Source organism: Halorubrum coriense DSM 10284, from assembly GCF_000337035.1.
Lineage (GTDB): Archaea > Halobacteriota > Halobacteria > Halobacteriales > Haloferacaceae > Halorubrum > Halorubrum coriense.
This window is the reverse complement of record NZ_AOJL01000005.1, coordinates 34,044-57,044: the sequence shown is the minus strand read 5'-3', so window position 1 is coordinate 57,044 and position 23,001 is coordinate 34,044. Positions and strand designations below refer to the sequence as shown.

The following is a 23,001-nucleotide window of genomic DNA, read 5'->3' as shown; positions in this document are numbered from 1 at the left end:
GTGTTCGGCGGCGGTCCAAGGGGGTCGCTCAGTCGCTCGCGTTCGGCTCCGACGGCGGCGACTCGTCGCCCGGCTCCCCACTCGGCTCGACGCCCTCGGCCCGCGGGTCCACGGTCCGGTACGCGAGCGCGACGGAGCCGAACGCGAGCGCGAACCCGGCGACGACGTCGGTGAGCCAGTGGATGCCGAGGTACATCGTCGCGACGACGACCGACAGCGAGAGCCACACCGCGACCGGCGTCCACCGCGGGTACTCGTCGCGGGTCAGCACGGCGAACGTCCCGACGGTGACCGCGAGCGAGGTGTGGAGCGACGGGAAGACGTTCGTGTTCACGTTCACCTCGCTCGTGAGCGCCATCACGTCGGGCCGATTGGTGAAGAGGAGCGGCGTCACCATGTCGGGCATCACGTTCCGCGGTCCGTGGGCGAACACCGCCGTGTACAGCGCGAGCCCGATCCCGTAGTTGAGCGCGTACGCGACGAGGACGCGCCTGAGCGTCGTCGTCCGGGGGAGCGCGAGGTAGGCGACGACCGGGAACGCGAGCAGGAACGCGTAGCCGTACACGTACACCCACGAGAGGTACGCGGTCAGCGCGGGCGTCGCGAACGTCGCTTGGACCCACGCGACGAACCCGCCCTCGAGCGCGTAGATGAGCGCGGTCGCCTGGAGCCCGAACAGCTCCGAGACCACCTGTAACGAGCTTCGGCCGACGGCGCTGACGACCAGCACCGCACAGAGGACGGCGACGCCGCGGCGGGCGTCCCAGATCCGCCCGCGGACCCCGCCCCACCCCTCGCGGAGCCGCGCGGGACCGATCACCGCGACGCTCGCGACGGCCAGCAGCGTCCCGACCCACGCGAGCACCGAGGCGAGGACGGACAGGAGCGGCGTCATCGGCCCCGCGAGAGCAGCCGCCCCTCGTCGTCGAACCGGTACCCGATGTCGCGCAGCGCCGCCCGAGCGGCCTCGACGTCGAGCGACCCGTCGTCGTCGAAGAACGGGTGGATCGGGTCGCTCCCGTCGGCCCACGTCACCGACTCCGGGATCTCGGTCGGGGACGCCGCGAGCGGCGAGGTCGCCGCCTGGGCGTAGCCGTCGAAGGCGTCGTCGACGACCGCGGCCTTGTCGATCAGCCGCGCGATCACCGCCCGGAACCGGGGGTTCGACAGCGGGCTCCGCCGCACGTTGTACCCGACGTGGTAGAACGCCGCCGACCGGCCGCTCACGAGTCGGGTGTCCGCCGAGCGGCCGATCCGCGGGACGGACTCGGGGCCGAGGTTCGAGACGGTCGCGTCCGCGAGCCCCTCGGCGACCGTCTCCACGGCCGAGATGTCCGACGGCAGCACGTCGATTCGGAGCCGGTCGAACGCCGGCTTCCCGTGGTATCGGAGCGGAATCCCCGCTCGCGGGTCCGCGGGCTCGTCGACCGCGTCCGAGTCGTCTTCGGACGCCGACCGGACGAGGAAGTGGTCGGGGTTCCGCTCGAACGCGACCGACTCCCCCGCGGTCGCCTCCGCGAACCGGAGCGGGCCGCTTCCGACGGGGTCGGGGTTGTTGGAGACGACCGCCTCCGTGGTCTCGAAGTCGAGTTCGAAGCCGGCGATCGTCGCGGCGTGGGCCCGCTCCGACCAGACGTGTTCCGGGAGGATCGGCACCCGGAGCGCCCTGGCGGCGACCGTCTCGTTCACGTCGGGCACCGTGAGCCTGACCGTCGCGTCGTCGCGGACGCGCGCCCCCTCGACGAGGGAGCTGCGGCCGCGGAACCGCGGGGCCGGCACCGGGGTCTCGACGTTCCCGAGCGAGGTGTCGCGGAGGAACTCGTAGGTGAACGCGACGTCGCTCGCCGTCACGGGCTCGCCGTCGTGCCACCGGGCGTCCCGGAGCGAGACGTCGAGCGTCGTCTCGTCGACCCGCTCCCAGTCGGCGGCCAGCCAGGGGAACACCTCGTCGCCGTCCGCGCGGGCGAGCGGGTCGTACAACAGTCCGGTGAAGGTCCCGTACTTCCGGTACTCGGCGGCGATCGGGTTCCAGTTCTCCGTGATCCGGTCGTCGGTGGTCACGAGCCGGAGGGCCTCCCCGGTCGAGTCTGCGGCGTCACCGGCCGCCCCGTCGGCGTCCGCGTCGGCCGCCGTCTCGTTCCCGCCTGTCGACGCGTTCGTCGCGGCGCCGCCGTCCCCGGAGCCGGCAGCGACGGGGTCGAGGCCGAGGAGCCCGGTGACGGAGAGCGGCTGTCGGTCCGCCGTCCACCCGTCGAACCGGTTCTCCTGAACGGCGGTGAGCGCGTCGGGGAACGCGACGACTGAGAAGGGCTGGAGCTCGCACACCGTCTCTTGGAGCGCGGCGACGGCGTCGTCGCGGTCGCGACCGGTGGCCCGGCGCTGTCGGTCCAGCAGGTCGTCGACGGCCATCTCCGTGAGGCCGAAGGGGTTCTGCCACCCCGACTCCGCGACGAACCGCGAGTGGGTCAGCCCGTACAGCGCGTCGGGGTCGAACGGCTCCGTCTCGACGAACTGCCCGACGTAGAGGTCGAAGTTCTGATTGATGAGCACCTTCCGCCAGAGGTCGGTCTGTCCGACCGTGTTGAGTCGGACGTCGACGCCGACCGCGGTCAGGTGCTCTTCGAGCTGCCTCGCGATGCGGATCCCGTTGGGGTCGGCGTCCGCCGGCGTGGCGTTGATCTCGAGGGTCAGCTGCTCGCGCGGGTTCCGTCCGGCGATGTTCTCCGTGCGACCGAGACAGCCGGCGCTGGCGGCCGCGAGGCCGAGGCCCGCGAGCGCCGCTCGTCGACTGATCGGTCGTGTCATTCGTTTTTCCCTGTTTTCCGTCGCTCGGTATATCTCTTCTGTGCCGTCGTCGCGCCGGACGGCCCGGGAGCCCCCTCAGATCGCGTTCGCCAGCGGGAGCGCCAGCCCGACGGCCCACGCCGCGAGGCCGACGGCGGTGGTCGCTCGGTCCGCGACCGCGCACCCGACGGCGACGACGGCGAGCGCGGCGAGGAGCGCCGCCCGGTGGGCGATGAGGTCCGGGGGGACGGCCACCCCGAGCGCGGCGAAGTCGGCGAGGAACCCGGCGCCGAGCCCGAGGACGACGGCGACCGACGCGGCCGCCGGGTCCGAGCGCGGCGCGCGCCGGACGACCAGCGCGGGCAGCCCGACCGCGAGGACGAGGTACAGCGGGCTCGCGATCGCCTTCGGCGACACCCCCGGCAGCGCCGTCTCCAGCGTCACGCCCGCGACGCGGACGCCGACGAGGACGACGCCGAGCGCGATTCCCAGCGTCGCGGCCGCGCCGTGTCGTCTCGCGTCGGTCCGGAGCCGACGGGCGAGGTCGACGGCCGCCTCGCGGGTGCGCCGGCGGAGCAGCGTCCCGACGAGCGCCGCGGCGGTCGCCAGCTCGATCACGGAGAGCCAGCCGTCGCTGCGGCCGCCGTCGATGCCGCGGTACTAGCGTCGCACGTCCGTCGCGCGGTCCGACCCGGTGAACTCCCCCTCCAGCCGCGTCGCGGGCGCGTCGATGTCGGGGACGGTGTGACGGAGTCGGAACCAGTCGTAGTACTCCGCGTGGGCCTGTATCGCGGTGTAGGAGCCGTCGGGGGCCTCGTACGCGCGGAGGTGGTCGCGGACGCCGAGGTACCGCCCGTCGTGGAGCTCGAACGTCTCCGTGAGCCACGCGCCGCCGGTCGGGCCCTCGACGTACGAGTAGCGGAGCGAGCTGTGCGCGTCCCGCCAGTCGCGGGCGACGAACTCGCGGACCTGATCGCCGTCGTCGACCGTCGCCGCCGCCTCGTCGGGGTCCGTCTCCTCCCAGTTCGCGGCCGCGTCGCCCTCGATGGCGGCCCGCGTCGCGTCCGCGTCGGCGTGGAACACGAGGTTGATCGCGAGCGTCCGCCCCTCGACGCTCCGGCTCCGGCTCGTGTGCGGCCAGAGCCGGTAGTCCCCCGCGACCGAGATGAGGCTGTCGTCCGCGACGTCGCCGGGCGCGGGTTCCGCGGTCGGCCCGGCGAAGAACCCGGAGAGCGCGAGCCCGACGACGACGACGGCGAGGAGCCCGACCACGACGGTCGCCCGTTTCATGCGCCGCACCTGTGTCCCGGGAAACAAACCTGTTCGGGTTAGGCCGCCGCGCGACCCCGATCAGGCGTCGCCACGTGACCGCGCTCCGACGCCGTCGCGGCGCTCACCACGTCTCGACGACGCCGTCGCGGATGTCCTCGGCGCACCCCTCGCAGTCGGGGTGGCCGGACGCGAAACAGGCCGGTCGCCCCTCGCCGTCGACCGGCACGGTCCGGCGCTCCGCGTGGCGACGGCAGACGATGCGCGCCGCGCCGGACTCGTCGGCCGGGAGGTCGAACCGCGCCGCGGCCGCCGCGTCGCCCTCGGGGTCGTCGCGCCCCTCGGCGTAGGCGCGTCTGGCCTCCTCGAACTGTTTGCCCGCCTTGCGGAGCTGTTGGCGGATCGCACGTTCGAGCCGGTCGTCCATACCCGCCATTTCGGCGCGGCGGATATAGGTCCGTTGGCGGGGCGGGGCGCTGCGGCCGCGACAGCGCGGGCCGCGAGGGACCCCCGCCCCGGGAAACCTTGATGGGACGGCCGAGCGATCGCTCGGGTATGTCCGACGACTGTATCTTCTGTTCGATCGTGGCCGGCGACATCCCGGCGCGCACCGTCTACGAGACCGATTCCGTGCTGGCGTTCCTCGACGCGAACCCGCTCGCTCGCGGCCACACGCTCGTGATCCCCAAGTCGCACGCGCGGCACGTCGGCGACCTCGGCGCCGCCCTCGCGAGCGACCTGTTCGACGCGGTCGCGTCCCTCACGCCGCGGATCGAGGACGCCGTCGACGCCGACGGGGCCAACGTCGGCGTCAACGACGGCGAGGCGGCCGGTCAAGAGGTCCCGCACGTCCACGTTCACGTCGTCCCGCGGTTCGAGGGCGACGGCGGCGCGCCGATCCACGCGGTGGCGGGCAAGCGGCCCGACCTCTCGGACGACGAACTCGACGCCGTCGCCGACGAGGTCGCGGCCGCGATAGACGAATAGGGAGCGGTCGACCGCCTCGCGGTATCCCGGTTTCGCGATTTTTAAGACCGGGCTCCGGCGAGGCCGGAACATGCAGGCGACGACGCTCGCGCTGATCGGGGCGACCGGCGGCGCGGGAACGACGCGGACCGCCGTCGAGCTGGCGGCGATGGGCGCGCGCGACGGCGACGACGTGGCGGTCGTCGACGCCGCGTTTACGACGCAGGGACTCTCCGAGTACGTGGCCGGACGCATCGACCCCGACCTCACCGCGCTCCTCACCGACGATCCGGACGCGGCGCTGTCGGCGGCGACGTACCCGGTCGTCGGGAGCGGCGGGAACGCCGGGCGGTCGGGACGCGCCGACGCGGCGGCGGGCGGCGACGCTTACGGCCCGGACCTTCCCGGGCGCGTCGACGCGGTGCCGGCGAGAGCGCCGTTCGAGCGCGTCGCGCGGGCGAAGACCGCCGAGGCCGCCCGGAAGCTGGAGCGCCGGATCGACGAGGCGGCGACGACGTACGACGCGGTGGTCGTCGACGCCGCGCCGGTCGGGTCGAACGAGGCCGTCGCGGCCGCGACGACCGTCGACCGCGCGGTTGCGGTCAGGCCGGCGACGGCCCACGGACGCGACGCTGCCCAGCGGCTCCGGGGGCGGATCGCCGACGTCGGCGGGAGCCTCGACGCGACGCTCGCGGTCGAGCGACCGGGAGGCGGCGGGGGCGACGAGAGCGGCGGCGACGGCGTCGTCCGCGTGCCGGGGACCGACCCCGAGGTGGCGGCCGCGCCGACCGCGGCAGGGGAAGATGACGCGTACGCGCGGGCGATCGCGACCGCGTACGAGACCGCGTTCGACGCGGCGCTCGACGTGGAGTTTCCGGAGCCGGGGCTCGTCGAACGGATCACGTCCTGAGTCGGGCCGGAAGGAAGCTGAAGCGGCGGTCAGCGGAGTCCGTCGGTGGAGCCGAGCGCGTCGCCGAGGGGGTCGTCGGCACCGAGTCCGTCGCCCAGCGGCGCGGAGCCGGCGACCTGCGCGTCGACCGCCTCCGCGACGACCTCGACCGGATCGTGAGTCTCGACGTAGGTGGCCAGCGCGAAGTCCGCCTCGTCGCCGCCGGTGAGCGCGACGGCCTCGCTGCGGGAGGTCCGGCCATCGAGCCAGTCGCGGACGATGTCGCGTCCGGTGGGCGAGAGCGGACAGACGCCCGCGACGCCGCATCGGTGGAGCGTCTTCGCGGCCGTCATCGGCGAGACGCCCGCCTCGCGCGCCGCGTCGCCGACGCTCCGCCCGGCGGTGTAGGCGTCGACGAGCGTGGCGGTCGCTTCGGGCGTACACGGGAGCGACTCGGCGTGCGCCGACAGGCGGTCGACGAGCGGCGTCTCCGTGTCGTCGGCGAGGGCGACTCCGCGATCGCGCTGGCGCGAGGTCACCTCGACCCCCGCCGCGATCTCCGACAGCGTCATGCGAATCGCTGTCTCGCACGAGCGGTTAAAACCACCGTACTGCGGCGCGATCGGTCGCCCGGCCACCGACCGATTACCGGTCGGTTCGGCGGCGGCGATCCGACCGATCGACCGCCGATTCGCCCGGGTTTAAGTAAGGCATCGGGCCCGAGTTCGACGTGTGATGAGTGACGCACGCTCGACCCGCGTTCGTTCGCCCCGGACCGAGACCGACGACGCCGCGACCGCCGACCGCGCCGCGACGACCGATCGCCCCGTGAGCGCCGACCGAGGTCCGTCGACCGAGACGGCCGGACCGGCCGAGGCGGCCGCGACGACCGAGGAGACCGCCGACCGCGAGACGTGTCCGGAGTGCGGCGGGCGCACGCGCGTCGACGGCGCGGAGCGCGTCTGCGCCGACTGCGGGCTCGTCGTCGAGGCCGACCGGATCGATCACGGCCCCGAGTGGCGGTCGTTCGACGACGACGACACGAATCCGAAGCGGACCGGCGCGCCCCTGACGCGCTCCCGCCACGACCGCGGCCTCTCGACGGAGATCGGTCGGTCGACGAAGGTGAAGGGCCGCAAGCGCCGCCGGCTCGCGCGGATGCGGACCCAGCACAACCGCGCGCAGATCTCGACGAAGCGCGACCGCAACAAGGTGTACGCCTACACCGAGATCCGACGGCTCACCGGCGCGTTGGAGCTCCCCGACAGCGTCCGCGACGCCGCCTGCGCGCTGTTCGACTCCGCACAGGACGAGAGCCTGCTCCGCGGGCGCTCGCTGGAGGGCTTTGCGGCCGCCTGCGTCTACGTCGCCTGTCGCACCGCCGACGTGGCGCGCACGGTCGGCGAGGTGTGCGCCGAGGCGAAGGCGACGGAGGACGAGCATCGGGCCGCCTTCGACGCGATGAACCGCGAACTCGGCCTGCCGATCGCGCCGAGCGGCCCCGCGGAGTACCTCCCGCGGTTCGCGAGCGACCTCGGCTGCGACCCCGCCGTCGAGCGCCGGGCGGGCGAGCTGGCCGAGCGCGCCGTCGAGGAGGGGATCGCCAACGGCCGCAACCCGGTCGGCGTCGCGGCCGCCTGTCTCTACACCGCGGCCCGCGAGCTCGACGCGGAGTGTACGCAGCGGGAGGCCGCGGACGTGGCCGGCGTGACGCCGGTGACCGTCCGGCGGACGTACGTCGACCTCACCGAGGAGTGAGTCGGAAAAGCGCCGACGGGGGACCGTCGGCCGTGACGGGCCGCCGAGCGGCCGGAGCGGCGTCAGCGGGAGCCGGTCGCCGCGGGAGGGAGCGGCGGCGACCGGCGACCGATAGCGGCGAGGCGGTGTGGAGGGCAGGGAGGGCACCCCGACCGCCCGGCGGGCGTCACGCATCTGTATCGAGGCGCGGGGGAGCATTCTACGTTAGCCGTCGATAGTACGGACAGACCGTACAACACGCTCGGAGCGGACGCATCGCGTCGCGCGTGCCGACCGGTCAGGAGTCGTCGATCTTGTGCTTGAACGCGAAGAAGACGCGGCGCCCGGTCTCGGTGAGGCGCACGGTGTCGGAGCGTCCGACGTCCTCCAGCTCGACGTACCCGCGCTCGCGCAGCGGCGACAGCACGTGCGTCTCCAGCGCTCGGTACTTCGCGGTCCGGCTCTCGCCGGCCTCGCGGAGGAACGAGAGGCCGCGCTCGCGCGCCCACTCGATCAGGTTCCACTTGTCGGTGGTCCGGTTCTCGTCGGCGCGGTCGTGGAGCCGACCGAGGACGGCGACTTGGTCGGTCGTGGGCGCGTCCATCGGGTAGATGGGCAGGTCGACGGTGCGCTCGACGCCCTCGGTGAGCGGCTCGGTGCGCCGGTCGTGGCGGTGGCGCTCGGGCTCGACGCTGTAGGGGCGCGCGCCGACGATCATACAGGCCAACGCGACGCCGACCGCGGCGATCCGCGGTCCGGTCGAGACGTTGCCGAAGAGCCGGTCACCGTCCGCCGCGGCGGCGCGGTGGCGCGCGGCGACCGTCGTCGTCACGCCGAGTACGTCGTACACGTCCGCGTGCGCGACCGGGATCGGTCGGACCTCGGCGAACTCGGCGACCGCGGCCCACGCGTCCCGCTGGTAGTCGGTGAGTCCGTCGGGGTCGATGCGGGTGTCGGTCGGATCCGGGGCGGTGGCCGCGTCGAAGTCCACGTCGCCGCGAGCCCCGTCGCGGTCGGGGGCGTCGGCGAGGAGGTAGGCGACGTCGGTGCCGTGGCGGCGGAGGGGTTCGACGATCCGGTCGCGCTCGTAACCGAGCGGGACCACGTGGACGCGGCGTTCGGCGACGCTGGGGACCGAAGTGTCCATGTCCACGTTGTCCGCGGCGGCCGGTTAAATAGCCCGCCGGAGCGCTCGGTACCGATCACGAGCCGTGGGGGCACGTACCACGAAAACCGTTAAATCCGGCTGTCGCCTACGTTCACACATGAGCGCTGACCGGTCCGCCCTCAGGCGGGCCATCGAGCGCGGCGAGCGAGACGGCGGCGCGATCGAGTTCAAGGAGCGACTGACGCGCGAGGTTCACCTCGCCGACGGGCGCATGGAGTCGCTCGTGGCCCAGCTCCGCCACCGGGTCCTCTCCGGCGACGGCGAGGCCACTTACGTCCTCGGCGTCACCGACGACGGGGGGTTGGCCGGCGTCTCTCCCGACGCCTTCTCCGAGACGATGGACGTGCTCTCGCTACTGGCCGACGAGGCCGACGCCCACATCGCCGACGTGGAGACGTGGAGCGCCGGCTCCGGCGGCGACGGCGACGAGGCGGGGTTGGTGGGCCTCGCCACGCTCCGCGACGGCGGCGTCTTCGAGGCGGACGAGGACCACCTCGTCGTCGGCACCGCGGGTCACGTCGACCACGGGAAGTCGACGCTCGTCGGCACGCTCGTCACCGGGCGCGCCGACGACGGGCAGGGGGGTACGCGCGGCTTCCTCGACGTCCAGCCCCACGAGGTCGAGCGCGGCCTCTCGGCCGACCTCTCGTACGCGGTGTACGGCTTCGCCGACGGCGCTGACGAGCCGGTTCGGATGGACAACCCCCACCGCAAGGCCGACCGCGCGGGGGTCGTCGAGGCGGCCGACCGGCTCGTCTCCTTCGTCGACACCGTCGGCCACGAGCCGTGGCTCCGGACGACGATCCGCGGGATCGTCGGCCAGAAGCTGGACTACGGGCTCCTCGTCGTCGCCGCCGACGACGGGCCGACGAAGACCACCCGCGAACACCTCGGCATCCTCCTGGCGACCGAACTGCCGACCGTCGTCGCGGTCACGAAGGCGGACGCCGTGAGCGACGACCGGCTCGCCGCGGTCGAACGCGAGGTCGAGTCGATGCTCCGGGACGCCGGGCAGACCCCGCTGCTCGTCGACCGCCACGGCGTCGACACCGCGGTCGCGGAGGTCGGCGACGGGGTCGTTCCCCTGCTGCGGACGAGCGCGGTGACGAAAGACGGGATCGGGACGCTCGATCACCTGTTCGAGCGCCTCCCGAAGCGCGCGACGCCCGACCGCGAGGCGTTCCGGATGTACGTCGACCGCAGCTACAAGGTGACCGGCGTGGGGGCGGTCGCGTCCGGCACGGTGAACTCGGGGACCGTCGAGACGGGCGACGAGCTCCTGCTCGGGCCCATGCCCGACGGCTCGTTCCGCGAGGTGGAGGTGCGGTCGATCGAGATGCACTACCACCGGGTCGACAAGGCGACCGCCGGGCGGATCGTCGGCATCGCGCTGAAAGGCGTCGACGAGGCGGAGATCGAACGCGGGATGGCCCTGGTTCCCAGAGACAGCGAGCCGGAGCCGGTCCGCGAGTTCGAGGCGGAGGTGATGGTGCTCAACCACCCGACCCGGATCCAGGAGGGGTACGAGCCGGTGGTCCACCTCGAGACCCTCTCCGAGGCGGCCGCGTTCTTCCCGGAGGAGGGACGGCTGCTCCCGGGAGACACGGGGAACGCGCGCGTCCGCTTCAAGTTCCGGCCGTACCTGATCGAGGCGGGACAGCGGTTCGTCTTCCGCGAGGGGTCGAGCAAGGGCGTCGGAACCGTGACCGACGTCGGAGAGACGGACGGCGAGCCGTCGACCGCCGACCGCTGATCCGCGCTTTTCGACCGCAGGGAGCCGACACATTCCGCCGTTTTCGCTGATCCGAACGGCGAGAGTGTGAATTTGTCTTCACAAAAGGACAACAGGGCGAACAGAGTGACCGTACGAACATGCCGACCCAAAACCTTATTAGACGGAAACAAGAGTTGCCTGTATGCGACGAGAAAACACACGACGCATTTCGCGACGGAAGGTCCTCGCCGGCGGGGCAGCCGGCACCTCGTTCTTCCTCGCCGGGTGTGCCGGCGGCGGAGACGGGTCGGACGGCGGCGACGGCGGCGACGGCTCCGACGGGTCGGACGGCGGCGACGGGAGCGACCTCCCGAACCAAGAGCTGTACTTCGCGCAGGTGAAGGGACCCCTCGACATGGACCCCGTCATCATCAACGACGTCCCGTCCGCGCAGATCGCGGGCCGGATCTTCGACGGGATCTACGAGTACGACGAGGGCGTCGGGCTCGTGCCGGGGATCGCCTCCGACATGCCGACGGTCGAGCGCGAGGGGACGCGGTACATCGTTCCGGTCCGCGACGACGCCATGTTCCAGAACGGTGACCCGGTGACGGCGGAGGACGTGATGCACACGGTCCTCGCGCCCGCCGAGGAGGAGACGGAGAACGCCTCCGAGGTCAACATGGTCGACACGGCGGAAGTGATCGACGAGACGACCGTCCAGTTCGACCTGGCGTACCCCTACGGGGCGTTCGAGACCGCGCTGGTCCGGAGCGTCGTCAACAAAGAGGTCCGGACGAGCGACCGGGAGGCGTACAACACCGACCCCGTCAGCTCGGGGCCGTTCCAGCTGGCCGAGTGGGAGCCAGAGAGCTACGCGACGCTCGAACGCTGGGACGACTACTGGGGCGACGCCGACGGGTTGCCGAACCTCGCGACCGTCGAGTTCGAGCCGATCGAAGAGCAGACCACGCGGGTGACGGAGCTCGAGACCGGCAACGTCGACATCATCGAGACCATCCCGCCGCAGCTGTACGAGACGGTCCGGAACAACGAGAGCGCCTCGATCAGCGAGACGCCCGGCATCGGGTACTTCTACCTCGCGTTCAACTGCGGCGCGGGGCCGACGTCCGACCCGCTCGTCCGCGAGGCGGTCGACTACTGCGTCTCGATGGACCAGGCGGTCGAGAACTTCGTCGAGCCCGCCGGCGTCCGACAGGTGAGTCCGTACCCGCGGACGATGGCCGAGGAGTGGGACTTCCCGCTCGACGAGTGGGGCGACATCTCCCACGACCAGGACCTCGAGCAGGCGCAGGCGCTGTTCGAGGAGGCCGGCGTGGACATGGACTACAACTGGCGCATCATCGTCCCGCCGGACGACAAGCGCGAACAGATCGGCATCTCGATCGGCGACGGGCTCCAGAACGCCGGCTTCAACAACGTCGAAGTCCAGCGGCTGGACTGGGGGACGTTCCTCGACGCCTACGTCACCGGCGACCCGGAGCGGTACAACATGTACACGCTCGGCTGGTCCGGCTCGCCCGACCCGGACGCGTTCGCGTACCAGCTGCTGAGCCAAGAGGTGGAGGGGACGACCAACGGGACGTTCCACGAGTACGACGAGGCCTCCGGGATGCTGACGCAGGCCCGCGAGAGCGCGGACTACGAGGAGCGCCGCCAGCTCTACATCGACGCGACGACGGAGCTGCTCGAGGGGCGCGTCCACATCCCGGCGTACAACCTCAAGAACTCCTACGGCATCCACAACAGCGTGTCGGACTTCAGCTCCCACGCCATCTCCAGCGAGATCCAGCTCTTCACCGGGCACAACAACGTCGCGGTCGAGTAACGGTTCGGTCGGGTGACGGGTCGGTCCGCGAACCGTCTCGTCCCCGCCGATTCGAAACCGGAACGGCGTCAGTCTGACTCCGGTTCGAACGCTTCGAAGAACAGCGGCGCGACGAAAGCGGTAAAAAATCGGGCAGATTAAATAATCGTCCAAGAACATCGACGATAGCAACCACACAGATGGGGCTCTTACGGTACACACTTTGGCGACTCGCACAGGCGATCCCGGTACTGATCGGAATCATCACGATCACGTTCTTCCTCGCGAACCAGATTCCGGGGGACCCGGTCGAGATCATGCTGGGGCCCAGCCCGGCACAGGAACAGGTCGAGGCGATCCGGGCGCGGTACGGGCTGGACCGCCCGGCGTACCAGCGATTCCTGACCTACCTCGCCGGGGTGGCGACCGGGGACCTCGGGCAGAGCATCTACTACGACCGACCGGTCCTCGAGATGATCCTGCTCCGGCTCCCGGTGACGCTGTACCTCACCGTGTCGGCGTTCATCTTCGCGATCGTGACCGCGATTCCGCTCGGCGTCATCTCGGCGAAGCGGCGCAACAAGCCCGCCGACCACGTCTCGCGGATCGTCTCGCTCATCGGCGTGTCGACGCCGTCGTTCTGGATCGGCCTCATGCTCATCATCGTCTTCGCGTTCTACTTGGGGTGGTTCCCGGCCCGAGGCCTCCCGCTCCCGTGGGCGTCGCCGGCCGACATCAGGGGGGCAGAGACGCAGCTCCAGGTCGTCCGGACCTCGCTGTATCACCTCGCGATGCCGATGGTGGCGCTCGGGACGCTCCAGATGGCGCAGATCACGCGGATCGAGCGGTCGTCGATGGTGGAGTCGCTCCAGGGCGAGTACGTCAAGCTCGCCCGCGCCTACGGCGTCTCCGAGTCGAAGATCGTCCGGAAACACGCCTTCCAAGTCGCACAGCTGCCCGTGATCACGATCGTCGGCCTCGGCCTCTCGACGGCGCTCGGCGGTGCGGTGCTGACCGAGACCGTCTTCGAGATCCAGGGCATGGGCCGGCTGATCATCACGGCGATCAACAACCAGGACTACGAACTCATCATGGGGACGACGTTCATGTTCGGCGTCGCGTTCGTCATCGGCGTCATCATCACCGACGTCGCGTACGCCTACATCGACCCCCGCGTCGCCTACGGTGACGAATCATAATGGCTACCGAAACAGACTCAGCGACCGACGGTTCGGCGGACACGGAGGGAACCGGTGCCGGGGAGATCGAGGCCCGCGTCGGCCTCCGATACACCCTGCGACAGGTGAAACGCGACACGACGGCGCGGATCGGGATCTACACCGTCGGGGCGATCACGCTCGTCGCGCTGCTCGCCTCGATCGACTACTACGTCTTCGACTACGGCGTCGCGGAGATGATCTGGTACAGCCCGGTGCAAGACCCCGAACAGGTCCGGCGACTGCTCCCGCCCGTGGGGATGGAGAACCAGTACGGGCAGGGCACGCTCGAACACCCGATGGGGACCGACCACCGCGGGCGCGACATCTTCGGCCGGCTGTTCTACGGCACGCGGATCGCCATCACCGTCGGGTTCATGGCCACCGCGATCGGACTGGTCGGCGGCACGCTGATCGGCGCGGTGTCGGGCTACTACGGCGGCTGGATCGACGACGTGCTCCAGCGCGTCACGGAGACCATCTACGCGATCCCGTTCCTCGTGTTGGTCATCGCGTTCATGACCGCGTTCGGGCGGGACCTCAGCTTCGCGATGATCGGCGTGGGGATCACGTCGATACCGGTGTTCAACCGGCTGATCCGCTCCCGCGTCGTCTCGGTGCGCGAGGAGGACTACATCGAGGCCGCCCGCGCGGCCGGCGTGAAAGACCGGAACATCATCCTCCGGCACGTCATCCCGAACAGCTTCGCGCCGGTGCTCGTCCAGGCGACGCTCCAGATCGGCGTGAGCATCCTCATCGTCGCGGGCCTCTCGTTCCTCGGCTTCGGCGCGCAGCCGCCGACGCCGTCGTGGGGGCAGATGCTCTCGGCGTCCCGGAACTACATGCTTCCGGCACCGACGTTCAGCCTCTTCCCCGGCATCGCGATCCTGATCACCGTCATCGGCTTCAACATCCTCGGCGACGGCCTCCAAGACGCTCTCGACCCGCGGATAAACAACTGATATGACCGAACCACTACTCAGCGTACGCGATCTCAAGACACAGTTCTTCACCGAAGACGGAACGGTTCGCGCCGTCGACGGGATCTCCTTCGACGTGTACGAGGGAGAGATCGTCGGGCTCGTCGGCGAGTCGGGCGCGGGCAAGTCCGTCGCGACCTCAAGCATCCTCCGGCTGGTCGACAGCCCGGGCGAGATCGTCGGCGGCGAGATCGAGTTCAAAGGCGAGACGATCTTCGGGCTCGAAGAGGGCGACGCCGGCGAACTGCGGCCGCGCGACGAGATGCTCACCGAGACCCAGATGCGGAAGCGGATCCGCGGCCGCGAGATCGCGATCATCTTCCAAGACCCGATGGAGTCGCTGAACCCCGTGTTCACGGTCGGGGGACAGCTCCGGGAGTTCATCGAGATCAACCGCGACCTCGACCCGGCCGAGGCGAAGGAGGAGGCGATCGACATGCTCCGGGAAGTCGGGATCCCCGCGCCGGAGTCGCGGTACGACGAGTACCCCCACCAGTTCTCCGGCGGGATGCGGCAGCGCGTGCTGATCGCGATGGCGCTCGCCTGCCAGCCGGACCTGATCATCGCCGACGAGCCGACGACCGCCCTCGACGTCACGGTCGAAGGCGAGATCCTCGAGATGGTGACGGCGCTGCAAGAGAAGTACGACACGTCGTTCATCTGGGTCACCCACGACATGAGCGTCGTCGCGGAGATCTGCGACCGCGTGAACGTGATGTACCTCGGCGAGATCATCGAGCAGGCCGAGGTCGACGACCTGTTCTACGACACGAAACACCCGTACACGTCGGCGCTGCTCGACTCGATGCCGCGACCGGACAAGACGGTCGACGAGCTCAGACCGATCGAGGGGGTGATGCCCGAGGCGATCAACCCGCCCTCGGGCTGCCGGTTCCACTCCAGGTGCCCCGAGGCCCGGGAGGTGTGCCGGGAGGTCCACCCGGACCTGCGGGACCTGAGCGACGAGGGCGAGGCGACGCACACGGGCGCGTGCGTGAAACACGACGCGTTCGACGTGGGGTACGGCGACAGCCCGGCGATCGAGACGGAGACCGGGAGCGGGTTCTCCGCCGGCCTCACCGAGACGGGGGGTGAGGCGGAATGAGCGGGGTCGGCCCCGCAGAGTCGGACCCCGACGCCCTGCTCCAGGTCCGAGACCTGTGCAAGTACTTCGACAACGACAGCGGCCTCCTCGGCGGCGTGTCTCTCGGCGACGAGTTCCCGTACGTCTCTCGGTCGTCCTCGGACGTCCGCGCGGTCGACGGCGTGAGCTTCGACATCAAGGAGGGGGAGACGCTCGGGCTCGTCGGCGAGTCCGGCTGCGGGAAGTCGACGCTCGCGCGGACCGTCCTCCGGCTGCTCGAACCGACGAGCGGGAGCGTCTACTTCCAGGGCGAGGACCTCGCGTCGCTGTCCGGCGAGCCGCTGCGGCGTATGCGGAAGGACATGCAGATGATCTTCCAGGACCCGCAGTCGTCGCTCGACCCGCGGATGAAGGTCGGGCCGATCGTCGAGGAGCCGATGCAGGCTCACGGGATGCTCGACGAGGAGGGCCGGGAGGCCCGTGCCAAGGAGCTGTTAGAGAAGGTTGGGCTCGACCCGCAACACTACAACCGGTACCCCCACGCGTTCTCCGGCGGGCAGCGCCAGCGCGTGAACCTCGCGCGGGCGCTGTCGGTGAACCCCGACTTCATCGTCTGCGACGAGCCGGTGTCGGCGCTCGACGTCTCGATCCAAGCGCAGGTGCTCAACACGATGGAGGAGCTGCAGGAGGAGTTCGACCTGACGTACCTCTTCATCGCGCACGACCTGAGCGTCATCCGGCACATCTCCGACCGCGTGGCAGTGATGTACCTCGGGAACGTCGTCGAACTGGCCGACAAAGAGGAGCTGTTCGAGAACCCGAAACACCCGTACACGCGGGCGCTGCTCGACGCGATCCCGGTTCCGGACCCGCGGAGCGGGGGCCGCGACGAGCTGCTGTCCGGCGACGTGCCGTCGCCGATCGACCCGCCCTCGGGCTGTCGCTTCCGGACGCGGTGTCCGAAGCTGATCCAGCCGGAGGCGTACGAGATGACCGACGAGACGTGGCGGAGCGTCGTGCGGTTCCAGCGGGCGGTGAAGCGCCGGGCGTTCGAGGAGACCGACCCCGACGCGCTCCGGAGCCGGTACTTCGACGGCGGCGTGCCGAGCGGTGACGCGGGCACGCTGCTCGACGAGGCGCTCGGCCATATCGAGCGCGACGAGTGGGACGACGCCGAGGCGCTCCTGACGGAGCGGTTCGCGGACGAGAGCGTCTGCGCGACGGCGAAGCCCGCCTACGAGATCGAGTCGACCCTGAGCGACGGCCGCCACTACGCCGCGTGTCACCTGCGCCGCGACGAGGCGGTCGCCAGCGCCGTCGACGAGAGCGCGCTGGACGGCGCGGCGCGCCTCGGCGCGCCCGAAGCGGACGACTGAGCGGCTCGACGGCGCGTTTTCGTGAAGATGTGCGGAGCCGACCGGGAGCCGCCGGCTATCGGATCCGTATCCGAACGCTGTCCTCGTGACGCTCGTCGGCGTCGGGGACCGGAACGAACGCCGAAATCGTGTGTTCCCCCCGGTCGGCGCGGACGGAGCGGTCGAGGCCGTCACCGTCGGTCCGGCGGAAGCGGCCGTTCCAAGTGGCCGTCGCCCGCTTCGTCTCCCCGGCCCGGAACGCGAGCGTGGACTCCTCGGCGCACACGTAGAGCCGCTCGTCCGTGGCCTCCAGCACGCCGTCGACCGCCCAGCCCCACGCGCGGCGGGTCGAGGTGGGGACCTCGACCGGAACCGGCAGGCGGTTGCGGATCGCGACGGTGATCGTGACCGGTTCGTCGGGCGCGTACTCGGCGGCGTCCGTGCTGACGGCGACGTCGACCGCGCGCCGTGCCACCGACCGGGGCACGACGCGGCCGAGGGCGCTCGAGAGATAGTTCTTCGTCTCGTCGAAGCCGGTGCGGTCCGTCGAACTGTCGTGGCGTCTGTCGACCATGTGGGGCTCTGAAACCGGGAGGGACGAGGCGTCGGTCGCCGTTCGGGTCGCGGTACGCGTGTCGCGGTACTAAGCGTTCGGGTCGGCGTCGGAGGGCGTCGAGGCCGGGGCCGGAATAAAAGGACCGCTCGGGTCGATCAGACGTATTCGAGGATGTCCCGGAGGTTGATCGCGACGGCCAGCGCGGCGCTGACGACTAAGACGATGATCGTCGCCATCGGGTCCATCGCCTCCGTGCCCTGCGAGTACACCACCATGCCGTACATCTCCTTCGTGAGCGCGTCCATCGTTCCGCCGACGAAGAAGACGCGGATGAAGTCCTCGAACGAGCGGAGCCACGCGAACACGAAGCCCGCGGCGATGGCGGGCGAGATGATCGGGAGCGTGACGTCTTTCAACACGCCGCGGCCGTTCGCGCCGAGGTCGCGAGCGCCCTCCTCTAGGTTGCGATCAAACACCGCCAGCCGGGCGACCACGGGCAGGACGATGAACGGCAGGCCGTACACGGAGTGCGCGAGCACGGTCCCGAGGAAGCCGGCCGGGAGCCCGACGACGCGGAAGAGGATCAGCAGCGAGATCCCCATGATGATCCCCGGCATCAGGAGCGGGAGGATGACGAGTCCCCTGAGCACCGACCGGCCCCGGAAGCTATGCCGAGCGATGGCGAACCCGAGCGGGACGCCGATCAGCGTCGCGACCCCGGCCGACACCGTCGCCACGAACGCGCTCTGTCTGGCCGCCGCCAGGAGCCCCTCGTTGGTGAACAGGCTGACGTAGTTCCCGAGGGTGACCCCCTCGAAGGGGAACAACACCGAGTTCTCCGTGAACGAGAGCACGACGATCTGCGAGAGCGGGAGCCAGAGGAACGCGATGATCCCGAGCGTCAGCGCCCACATGCCGTAGGAGGCGACCGCGCTCACGACCCGATCGACGGAGACGGCTCCCGTGATCCCCGGCTCGCCGACGAGGCGCGACAGCCGACTGTATTTCTCGCTATCGGACATGGCTCACCCCATCGCCTCCAGGCTGGTGGTACGCATCACGATCGCGAACGCGATCACGGTCGGGATGATGAGGAAGAGCGACCCGGCCGCGCCGTAGTTGATGGCGTACAGCTCGTTTATCCGCGCCGTGAGCACCTCGGCGATCATGGTGAACTTCCCGCGGGCGAGGAACTGCGGCGTGATGAACGTCCCGAGCGCCGGGACGAACACGAAGACGCAGCCGGTGATGAGCCCCTGTGCCGACAGCGGGATCACGACGTCCTTCGCGATCTCCAGCCGCGAGGCCCCGAGGTCCCGCGACGCCTCGATGACGCCGTAATCGATCCCTTCGAGGCTCGAGTACAGCGTCAACAGCATGTACGGGAAGAAGGCGTGGGTGAGCGAGATGATCACCGCCACGATCCCGTACTCGAAGATACCGAGTGGTTCGGAGACCAGCGGGGTCGCGAGCAGCGCCGAGTTGAGGAGTCCCTGGCTGCCGAAGAGCGAGAGCCACGAGTAGATGCGCACGATGAAGATGGTGAAGAACGGGACCAGCACCGCGAACAGCACCAGCTTGAACCGCCGTCCCGAGAGCCGCGTGAGCAGGTACGCGACCGGGTACGCGAGGACGACCGTCAGGAACGTGGTCGCCGCCGCGATGCGCAACGAGAGCAGGAACGAGTCGATGAACGGCGTCTGGAGCAGCCCGCTCTCGCCGACGAAGAGCTCCCGGTAGTTCGACACCGAGAACGACCACACGACGTCGTAGGAGCTGTTGATCTCCGCGAAGCTCACCGTCACGAGGAACGCCATGGGGACGAGTATCAGCGTGAGCAGCCATCCGACCCCCGGCCCCGCCATGAGCGCGAGCTTCGCTCGCTTCCCCCGTCGTTCGAACGCGTCGCCGAGTTTGTGGATGGCGCTCATCTCGGGCTCACGCGTTCTTGACCCGTTCGAACATCTCGATCCACGCCTCGTCCCGTTCGGCGGGCTTGAAGGGGATCATCCCGTCGAGCACGCCCGGCTCGATCTGGAGCGCTTCCGCCTCGATGTTGTCCATCGCGTCCTGAGAGGCGTTCATGATGTTCCGGTTCTCCGACAGCGCCGCGCCGGTTTCCGGCGAGATGTACTCGTTCAGCACGCGGAAGGCGGCCTCCTTGTTCGAAGAGCCGGACGTGACGACCGCGCCCTCGAACCAGGTGAGCTCCTCTTCGGCCGGCTGGGAGAACTCCACGCTCTCGACGTCGTTCATGATCCCCACGTGCGTGCTCCGGTTCGCGAACGACGCGACGATGTTGCCGTTCTGGTAGTCCTGCGTGAGCGTCTCCTCGTCGTGAACGAATCCGAGCAGGTTGGGTTTGAAGTCGATCAGCGTCTCCTCGATGGTCGTGAGCTGTTCGTCGGTGAACGACACGGTGTCGCCCTCGAACGCGTCGGTGTACCCGAGCGCGAGGGCCGTCGCCATGATCGTCTTGTAGTAGCCGTCGTACAGCGTGATGCCGCCGGTGAGGTCCGCTCCCGCGTACTCCTCGCTGAAGAGGACGTCGTAGGAGTGGTCGTGGTCCTCCGGGAGCACCGAGCTGTCGTAGCCGTAGGCGTACCAGCCGAACTGGACCGGGAGGCCGTACACGTCGCCGCCGTCGGCGAACTGCCCCTCGGCCGCGCTCTGGAACGTCGGGTACAGCGCGTCGAAGTTGGTCACGACGTCCATGTCGACCGGTGCCGCCAGGTCGGCGTCGATGAACCGCGGGACGTACTCGTTGTTCGGGATGACGACGTCGTACTGTTCGCCCCCGCCCGCGTTCACGGTGGAGAACATGTTCGCCGACCCGTCGGCGACCGAGACGTCCAGTTCGACGCCGTCGAGCGACTCCTCGATCTGGTCGTTGACGGCGTCGTATCCGGACCACGTGAGGATCGACACCGTCGTGCCACCGCCGCCGCCCATACACCCGGACAGCCCCGCCATACCCGTAACGCCGGTCGCGCCTGCCGCCTTGATGAACTGCCGTCTGTCTATCATCGTCGTGAACCGACTATTACTTCTGTGTGATAAATCTACTCTGAGTAACACATGATCATTGAGCGATTGTCCTAATATTCTTTCAAACGTTATTTTTCCAACGAATACACGGATCGATCACCGTATTCGAGATGGCGGCGTCACGAGGCCGTCACCGACCGCGACGCGCGGTATCTAGTATTGTGAATGCCATTTGTTGGGTTTCGCTGGCAAGCAGAACCCACTTACGAGTATAAGGGCCGAAAAGGTGTATGGAGTATCGAGAATATACGATCTAATTGGAAGAAAGCTTGAATAACTACCGTCCGGTCGGTGCCGGTATGACGATACCGACAACGGCGGTCCAGCTTGACGGCGTCCGCAAGGAGTTCGGAGACACGGTCGCCGTCGACGGGATCGACGTCGACCTCCAGCGCGGCGAGTTCTTCTCGCTGCTCGGCCCCTCCGGCTGCGGGAAGACGACCACCCTGCGGATGATAAGCGGCTTCGAGACCCCGACCGAGGGCTCGATCCGTATCGAGGGCGAGGACGTGGTCCACCGGCCGCCGAACAAGCGGAACACGAACCTGGTGTTCCAGAGCCTCTCGCTTTTCCCACACATGACCGTCGCGGAGAACGTGGGGTACGGGCTGAAGAAGTCGGGGATCAACGCGGGCGAGCGCGAGAAGCTCATCGAGAAGTACCTCCGCATCGTCGACCTCTCCGGGTACAAGCGGCGCAAGCCCCAGGACCTCTCGGGCGGGCAACAGCAGCGCGTGGCCATCGCGCGCGCGCTGGTGAACGAGCCGGACATCCTCCTGCTCGACGAGCCGCTCTCGAGTCTCGACCGGAAGCTGCGCCAGCAGATGCAAGTCGAGCTACAAGAGATCCACGACCGCGTCGAGAGCACGTTCTTCTACGTGACACACGATCAGGACGTGGCGATGAGCATGTCCGACCGGCTCGCCGTCATGAACGACGGGGAGATCGAGCAGATCGGCACGCCGAAGGAGATCTACCGCGAGCCGGCGACCGCGTTCGTCGCCGACTTCATCGGCGACACGAACCTGCTCGACGGCGTCGTCGAGAACACGACGCACCCGCCGCGGCTCGAACTCGACGCCGCGACCGAGATGACGGTCGACCTGGGCGACGCCGGCGCGAAGGGCGACGTGGTCGCCTCCATCCGGCCCGAGGAGGTCGAACTCGTGGAGCCCGGGACCGGCGCCATCGAGGGGACGGTCGTCAATCGATTCTTCCACGGCGAGCGGACCAACCTGGTGGTCGAACCCCACGACGACTCGCTTCCGGAGCTCGACGTCGCGGTCCAGGGACGGTCGGACGTGCCCGACTCCGGCGAGGTCTCCGTCGACTTCAATCCCGACGCGATGAGCGTGTATGGGAAGTGAGCCCGGCGTGCGGGGGAGCGTCGACTCGGCGGTCGACGCCGCCGGGGCGGACGTGCTGTTCCACCACAGCGTCCCGGCAGTCTTCGGCGGCGACTTCGCTCGGGGGTTGCGTTCGCGGCTCGACGACGCGCTCCCGTCGACCGAGCGGATCGAGACGGCGGCGACGCCCGCGGAGTCGAGCGCGGCGATCGGCGACGCCGACGTCGTCTTGACCATCCGGCCGGTGAGCGACGAACTCTCCGGCGGGGCCGGACCGGACTGGGTTCAGACCCTCAACTCCGGGGTCGACGCCTACGACCTCGACGCGCTCGCGGACCGGGGGATCGCGGTGACGAACGCCGCGGGCGTCGCGGCGAACCCGATCGCCGAGCAGGTCCTCGGCTACCTGCTCGTCTTCGAGCGCCGGATCCACAGGGGGATCCGCCAGCAGGAGCGCGACGGCGTCTGGCGGGACTACTCCGCGGGCGAACTCGGCGGGAAGACCCTGGGCATCGTCGGCGTCGGCGCGATCGGGACGCGCGTCGCGGAACTGGCGTCGGGGTTCGACATGGAGGTGATCGGCACGAAGCGCACCCCGGAGACCGCCCCCGCCGTCGTCGACGAGGCGCATCCGCCCGCCGGGCTTCCGGAGGTGCTCTCCCGCTCGGACTACGTCGTGCTCGCGTGCCCGCTCGTCGAGGCGACGCGCGGACTGATCGACGCGGAGGCGCTCATGTCGATGCGGTCGGACGCGGTCCTCGTGAACGTGGCGCGCGGCGAGGTGGTCGACGAGTCCGCGCTCGAAACGGCCCTCCAACAGAAGCGGATCCGCGGGGCAGCCCTCGACGTCTTCGAGGAGGAGCCGCTCCCGGCCGAGTCGCCGCTGTGGGACCTGCCGAACGCGGTGATAACCCCACACATGGCGGGATCGACGCCAAAGTACGCCGACCGGATCGGGTCGCTGTTCGAGGACAACTACCGGCGGTACGCCTCCGGCGACCTCGACGACCTCCGCAACCGGGTCGTCTGAGCGGTCGATCGCGGGCGCTTGGTCGAGCCC

General features: G+C 69.8%; 20 protein-coding genes and 1 pseudogene. 11 read left to right on the top strand and 10 right to left on the bottom strand.

Annotated features, from left to right (window positions below; translation table 11 throughout):
• Window positions 1-28: 28 nt before the first annotated feature.
• The 4 genes and pseudogenes from C464_RS00330 to C464_RS00315 form a co-directional block, all read right to left on the bottom strand.
• The gene (locus tag C464_RS00330) at window positions 29-895 is read right to left on the bottom strand and encodes a phosphatase PAP2 family protein (RefSeq protein WP_006111476.1); all 867 of its coding nucleotides are present in this window, start codon (window positions 893-895) and stop codon (window positions 29-31) included.
• Window positions 892-2,805: an ABC transporter substrate-binding protein gene (locus tag C464_RS00325; protein ID WP_006111475.1), complete on the bottom strand. Its 1,914-nt coding sequence runs from the start codon at window positions 2,803-2,805 to the stop codon at window positions 892-894. Before C464_RS00325 ends, C464_RS00330 begins: the two co-directional genes overlap by 4 nt.
• Window positions 2,806-2,880: 75 nt before the next feature.
• Window positions 2,881-4,074 (bottom strand): annotated as a pseudogene (locus C464_RS00320) (hypothetical protein).
• Between the two features lie 103 nt (window positions 4,075-4,177).
• Complete coding sequence (locus C464_RS00315; RefSeq protein WP_006111474.1) at window positions 4,178-4,480, bottom strand: DUF7091 family protein; 303 nt, start codon at window positions 4,478-4,480, stop codon at window positions 4,178-4,180.
• 128 nt (window positions 4,481-4,608) lie between these two features.
• Here C464_RS00315 and C464_RS00310 point away from each other — a divergent pair, with 128 nt between their 5' ends.
• Together C464_RS00310 and C464_RS00305 are read left to right on the top strand one after the other, a co-directional pair.
• Window positions 4,609-5,040, top strand: a complete 432-nt coding sequence (locus C464_RS00310) for an HIT family protein (protein ID WP_006111473.1) — start codon at window positions 4,609-4,611, stop codon at window positions 5,038-5,040.
• Between the two features lie 70 nt (window positions 5,041-5,110).
• Window positions 5,111-5,929: a P-loop NTPase family protein gene (locus C464_RS00305; protein ID WP_006111472.1), complete on the top strand. Its 819-nt coding sequence runs from the start codon at window positions 5,111-5,113 to the stop codon at window positions 5,927-5,929.
• Window positions 5,930-5,958: 29 nt separating this feature from the next.
• On the opposite strand, the gene C464_RS00300 is transcribed toward C464_RS00305, so the two are convergent.
• Window positions 5,959-6,480 (bottom strand): DUF7858 family protein, encoded by a 522-nt coding sequence (locus C464_RS00300; protein ID WP_006111471.1) that lies wholly within the window; start codon window positions 6,478-6,480, stop codon window positions 5,959-5,961.
• A gap of 163 nt (window positions 6,481-6,643) precedes the next feature.
• On the opposite strand from C464_RS00300, the gene C464_RS00295 reads away from it, so the two are divergent.
• Window positions 6,644-7,666 carry a transcription initiation factor IIB gene (locus C464_RS00295; RefSeq protein WP_006111470.1) on the top strand — a complete coding sequence of 341 codons (1,023 nt, stop codon included), beginning with the start codon at window positions 6,644-6,646 and terminating at the stop codon, window positions 7,664-7,666.
• Window positions 7,667-7,943: 277 nt separating this feature from the next.
• Here the strand turns inward: C464_RS00295 and C464_RS00290 are convergent, their stop codons facing one another.
• Window positions 7,944-8,792, bottom strand: a complete 849-nt coding sequence (locus tag C464_RS00290) for an HFX_2341 family transcriptional regulator domain-containing protein (RefSeq protein WP_006111469.1) — start codon at window positions 8,790-8,792, stop codon at window positions 7,944-7,946.
• Between the two features lie 118 nt (window positions 8,793-8,910).
• Here C464_RS00290 and C464_RS00285 point away from each other — a divergent pair, with 118 nt between their 5' ends.
• The 6 genes from C464_RS00285 to C464_RS00260 all read left to right on the top strand — a co-directional run bounded on the left by C464_RS00285 (window position 8,911) and on the right by C464_RS00260 (window position 17,012).
• On the top strand, window positions 8,911-10,566 hold the full coding sequence (locus C464_RS00285) for a GTPBP1 family GTP-binding protein (protein WP_006111468.1): 1,656 nt from the start codon (window positions 8,911-8,913) through the stop codon (window positions 10,564-10,566).
• A 163-nt stretch (window positions 10,567-10,729) separates the two neighbouring features.
• Window positions 10,730-12,376 carry an ABC transporter substrate-binding protein gene (locus C464_RS00280; protein WP_006111467.1) on the top strand — a complete coding sequence of 549 codons (1,647 nt, stop codon included), beginning with the start codon at window positions 10,730-10,732 and terminating at the stop codon, window positions 12,374-12,376.
• A 179-nt stretch (window positions 12,377-12,555) separates the two neighbouring features.
• A complete protein-coding gene (locus C464_RS00275; RefSeq protein WP_006111466.1) occupies window positions 12,556-13,554 on the top strand; it encodes an ABC transporter permease in 999 nt (332 codons plus the stop codon).
• Window positions 13,554-14,534, top strand: coding sequence for an ABC transporter permease (locus tag C464_RS00270; protein WP_006111465.1), 981 nt, complete (start codon window positions 13,554-13,556; stop codon window positions 14,532-14,534). The genes C464_RS00275 and C464_RS00270 overlap by 1 nt, the downstream gene beginning before the upstream one ends.
• A 1-nt stretch (window position 14,535) precedes the next feature.
• A complete protein-coding gene (locus C464_RS00265; protein WP_006111464.1) occupies window positions 14,536-15,657 on the top strand; it encodes an ABC transporter ATP-binding protein in 1,122 nt (373 codons plus the stop codon).
• Window positions 15,654-17,012 (top strand): ABC transporter ATP-binding protein, encoded by a 1,359-nt coding sequence (locus C464_RS00260; RefSeq protein WP_006111463.1) that lies wholly within the window; start codon window positions 15,654-15,656, stop codon window positions 17,010-17,012. Before C464_RS00265 ends, C464_RS00260 begins: the two co-directional genes overlap by 4 nt.
• A gap of 55 nt (window positions 17,013-17,067) precedes the next feature.
• Here C464_RS00260 and C464_RS00255 read toward each other — a convergent pair whose 3' ends face one another.
• From C464_RS00255 to C464_RS00240, 4 genes are all read right to left on the bottom strand, one after another.
• Window positions 17,068-17,565, bottom strand: a complete 498-nt coding sequence (locus C464_RS00255) for a hypothetical protein (RefSeq protein ID WP_006111462.1) — start codon at window positions 17,563-17,565, stop codon at window positions 17,068-17,070.
• 137 nt (window positions 17,566-17,702) lie between these two features.
• Window positions 17,703-18,569 carry an ABC transporter permease gene (locus tag C464_RS00250; protein WP_006111461.1) on the bottom strand — a complete coding sequence of 289 codons (867 nt, stop codon included), beginning with the start codon at window positions 18,567-18,569 and terminating at the stop codon, window positions 17,703-17,705.
• A gap of 3 nt (window positions 18,570-18,572) precedes the next feature.
• Window positions 18,573-19,478 carry an ABC transporter permease gene (locus C464_RS00245; RefSeq protein WP_006111460.1) on the bottom strand — a complete coding sequence of 302 codons (906 nt, stop codon included), beginning with the start codon at window positions 19,476-19,478 and terminating at the stop codon, window positions 18,573-18,575.
• Window positions 19,479-19,485: 7 nt separating this feature from the next.
• A complete protein-coding gene (locus C464_RS00240; protein ID WP_239640156.1) occupies window positions 19,486-20,574 on the bottom strand; it encodes an ABC transporter substrate-binding protein in 1,089 nt (362 codons plus the stop codon).
• 320 nt (window positions 20,575-20,894) lie between these two features.
• Between C464_RS00240 and C464_RS00235 the strand changes: the two genes are divergently transcribed.
• Window positions 20,895-21,962, top strand: coding sequence for an ABC transporter ATP-binding protein (locus C464_RS00235; protein ID WP_006111458.1), 1,068 nt, complete (start codon window positions 20,895-20,897; stop codon window positions 21,960-21,962).
• Window positions 21,952-22,971 carry a D-2-hydroxyacid dehydrogenase gene (locus tag C464_RS00230; protein ID WP_239640155.1) on the top strand — a complete coding sequence of 340 codons (1,020 nt, stop codon included), beginning with the start codon at window positions 21,952-21,954 and terminating at the stop codon, window positions 22,969-22,971. The genes C464_RS00235 and C464_RS00230 overlap by 11 nt, the downstream gene beginning before the upstream one ends.
• Window positions 22,972-23,001 lie beyond the last annotated feature (30 nt).

Coding starts and splice junctions, on each gene's coding strand:
- C464_RS00315 (WP_006111474.1), bottom strand. CDS start 4,480: ATGGACGACCGGCTCGAACGTGCGATCCGCCAACAGCTCCGCAAGGCG.
- C464_RS00255 (WP_006111462.1), bottom strand. CDS start 17,565: ATGGTCGACAGACGCCACGACAGTTCGACGGACCGCACCGGCTTCGAC.
- C464_RS00230 (WP_239640155.1), top strand. CDS start 21,952: ATGGGAAGTGAGCCCGGCGTGCGGGGGAGCGTCGACTCGGCGGTCGAC.
- C464_RS00330 (WP_006111476.1), bottom strand. CDS start 895: ATGACGCCGCTCCTGTCCGTCCTCGCCTCGGTGCTCGCGTGGGTCGGG.
- C464_RS00250 (WP_006111461.1), bottom strand. CDS start 18,569: ATGTCCGATAGCGAGAAATACAGTCGGCTGTCGCGCCTCGTCGGCGAG.
- C464_RS00260 (WP_006111463.1), top strand. CDS start 15,654: ATGAGCGGGGTCGGCCCCGCAGAGTCGGACCCCGACGCCCTGCTCCAG.
- C464_RS00245 (WP_006111460.1), bottom strand. CDS start 19,478: ATGAGCGCCATCCACAAACTCGGCGACGCGTTCGAACGACGGGGGAAG.
- C464_RS00275 (WP_006111466.1), top strand. CDS start 12,556: ATGGGGCTCTTACGGTACACACTTTGGCGACTCGCACAGGCGATCCCG.
- C464_RS00285 (WP_006111468.1), top strand. CDS start 8,911: ATGAGCGCTGACCGGTCCGCCCTCAGGCGGGCCATCGAGCGCGGCGAG.
- C464_RS00270 (WP_006111465.1), top strand. CDS start 13,554: ATGGCTACCGAAACAGACTCAGCGACCGACGGTTCGGCGGACACGGAG.
- C464_RS00325 (WP_006111475.1), bottom strand. CDS start 2,805: ATGACACGACCGATCAGTCGACGAGCGGCGCTCGCGGGCCTCGGCCTC.
- C464_RS00240 (WP_239640156.1), bottom strand. CDS start 20,574: ATGATAGACAGACGGCAGTTCATCAAGGCGGCAGGCGCGACCGGCGTT.
- C464_RS00290 (WP_006111469.1), bottom strand. CDS start 8,792: ATGGACACTTCGGTCCCCAGCGTCGCCGAACGCCGCGTCCACGTGGTC.
- C464_RS00265 (WP_006111464.1), top strand. CDS start 14,536: ATGACCGAACCACTACTCAGCGTACGCGATCTCAAGACACAGTTCTTC.
- C464_RS00300 (WP_006111471.1), bottom strand. CDS start 6,480: ATGACGCTGTCGGAGATCGCGGCGGGGGTCGAGGTGACCTCGCGCCAG.
- C464_RS00295 (WP_006111470.1), top strand. CDS start 6,644: ATGAGTGACGCACGCTCGACCCGCGTTCGTTCGCCCCGGACCGAGACC.
- C464_RS00280 (WP_006111467.1), top strand. CDS start 10,730: ATGCGACGAGAAAACACACGACGCATTTCGCGACGGAAGGTCCTCGCC.
- C464_RS00235 (WP_006111458.1), top strand. CDS start 20,895: ATGACGATACCGACAACGGCGGTCCAGCTTGACGGCGTCCGCAAGGAG.
- C464_RS00305 (WP_006111472.1), top strand. CDS start 5,111: ATGCAGGCGACGACGCTCGCGCTGATCGGGGCGACCGGCGGCGCGGGA.
- C464_RS00310 (WP_006111473.1), top strand. CDS start 4,609: ATGTCCGACGACTGTATCTTCTGTTCGATCGTGGCCGGCGACATCCCG.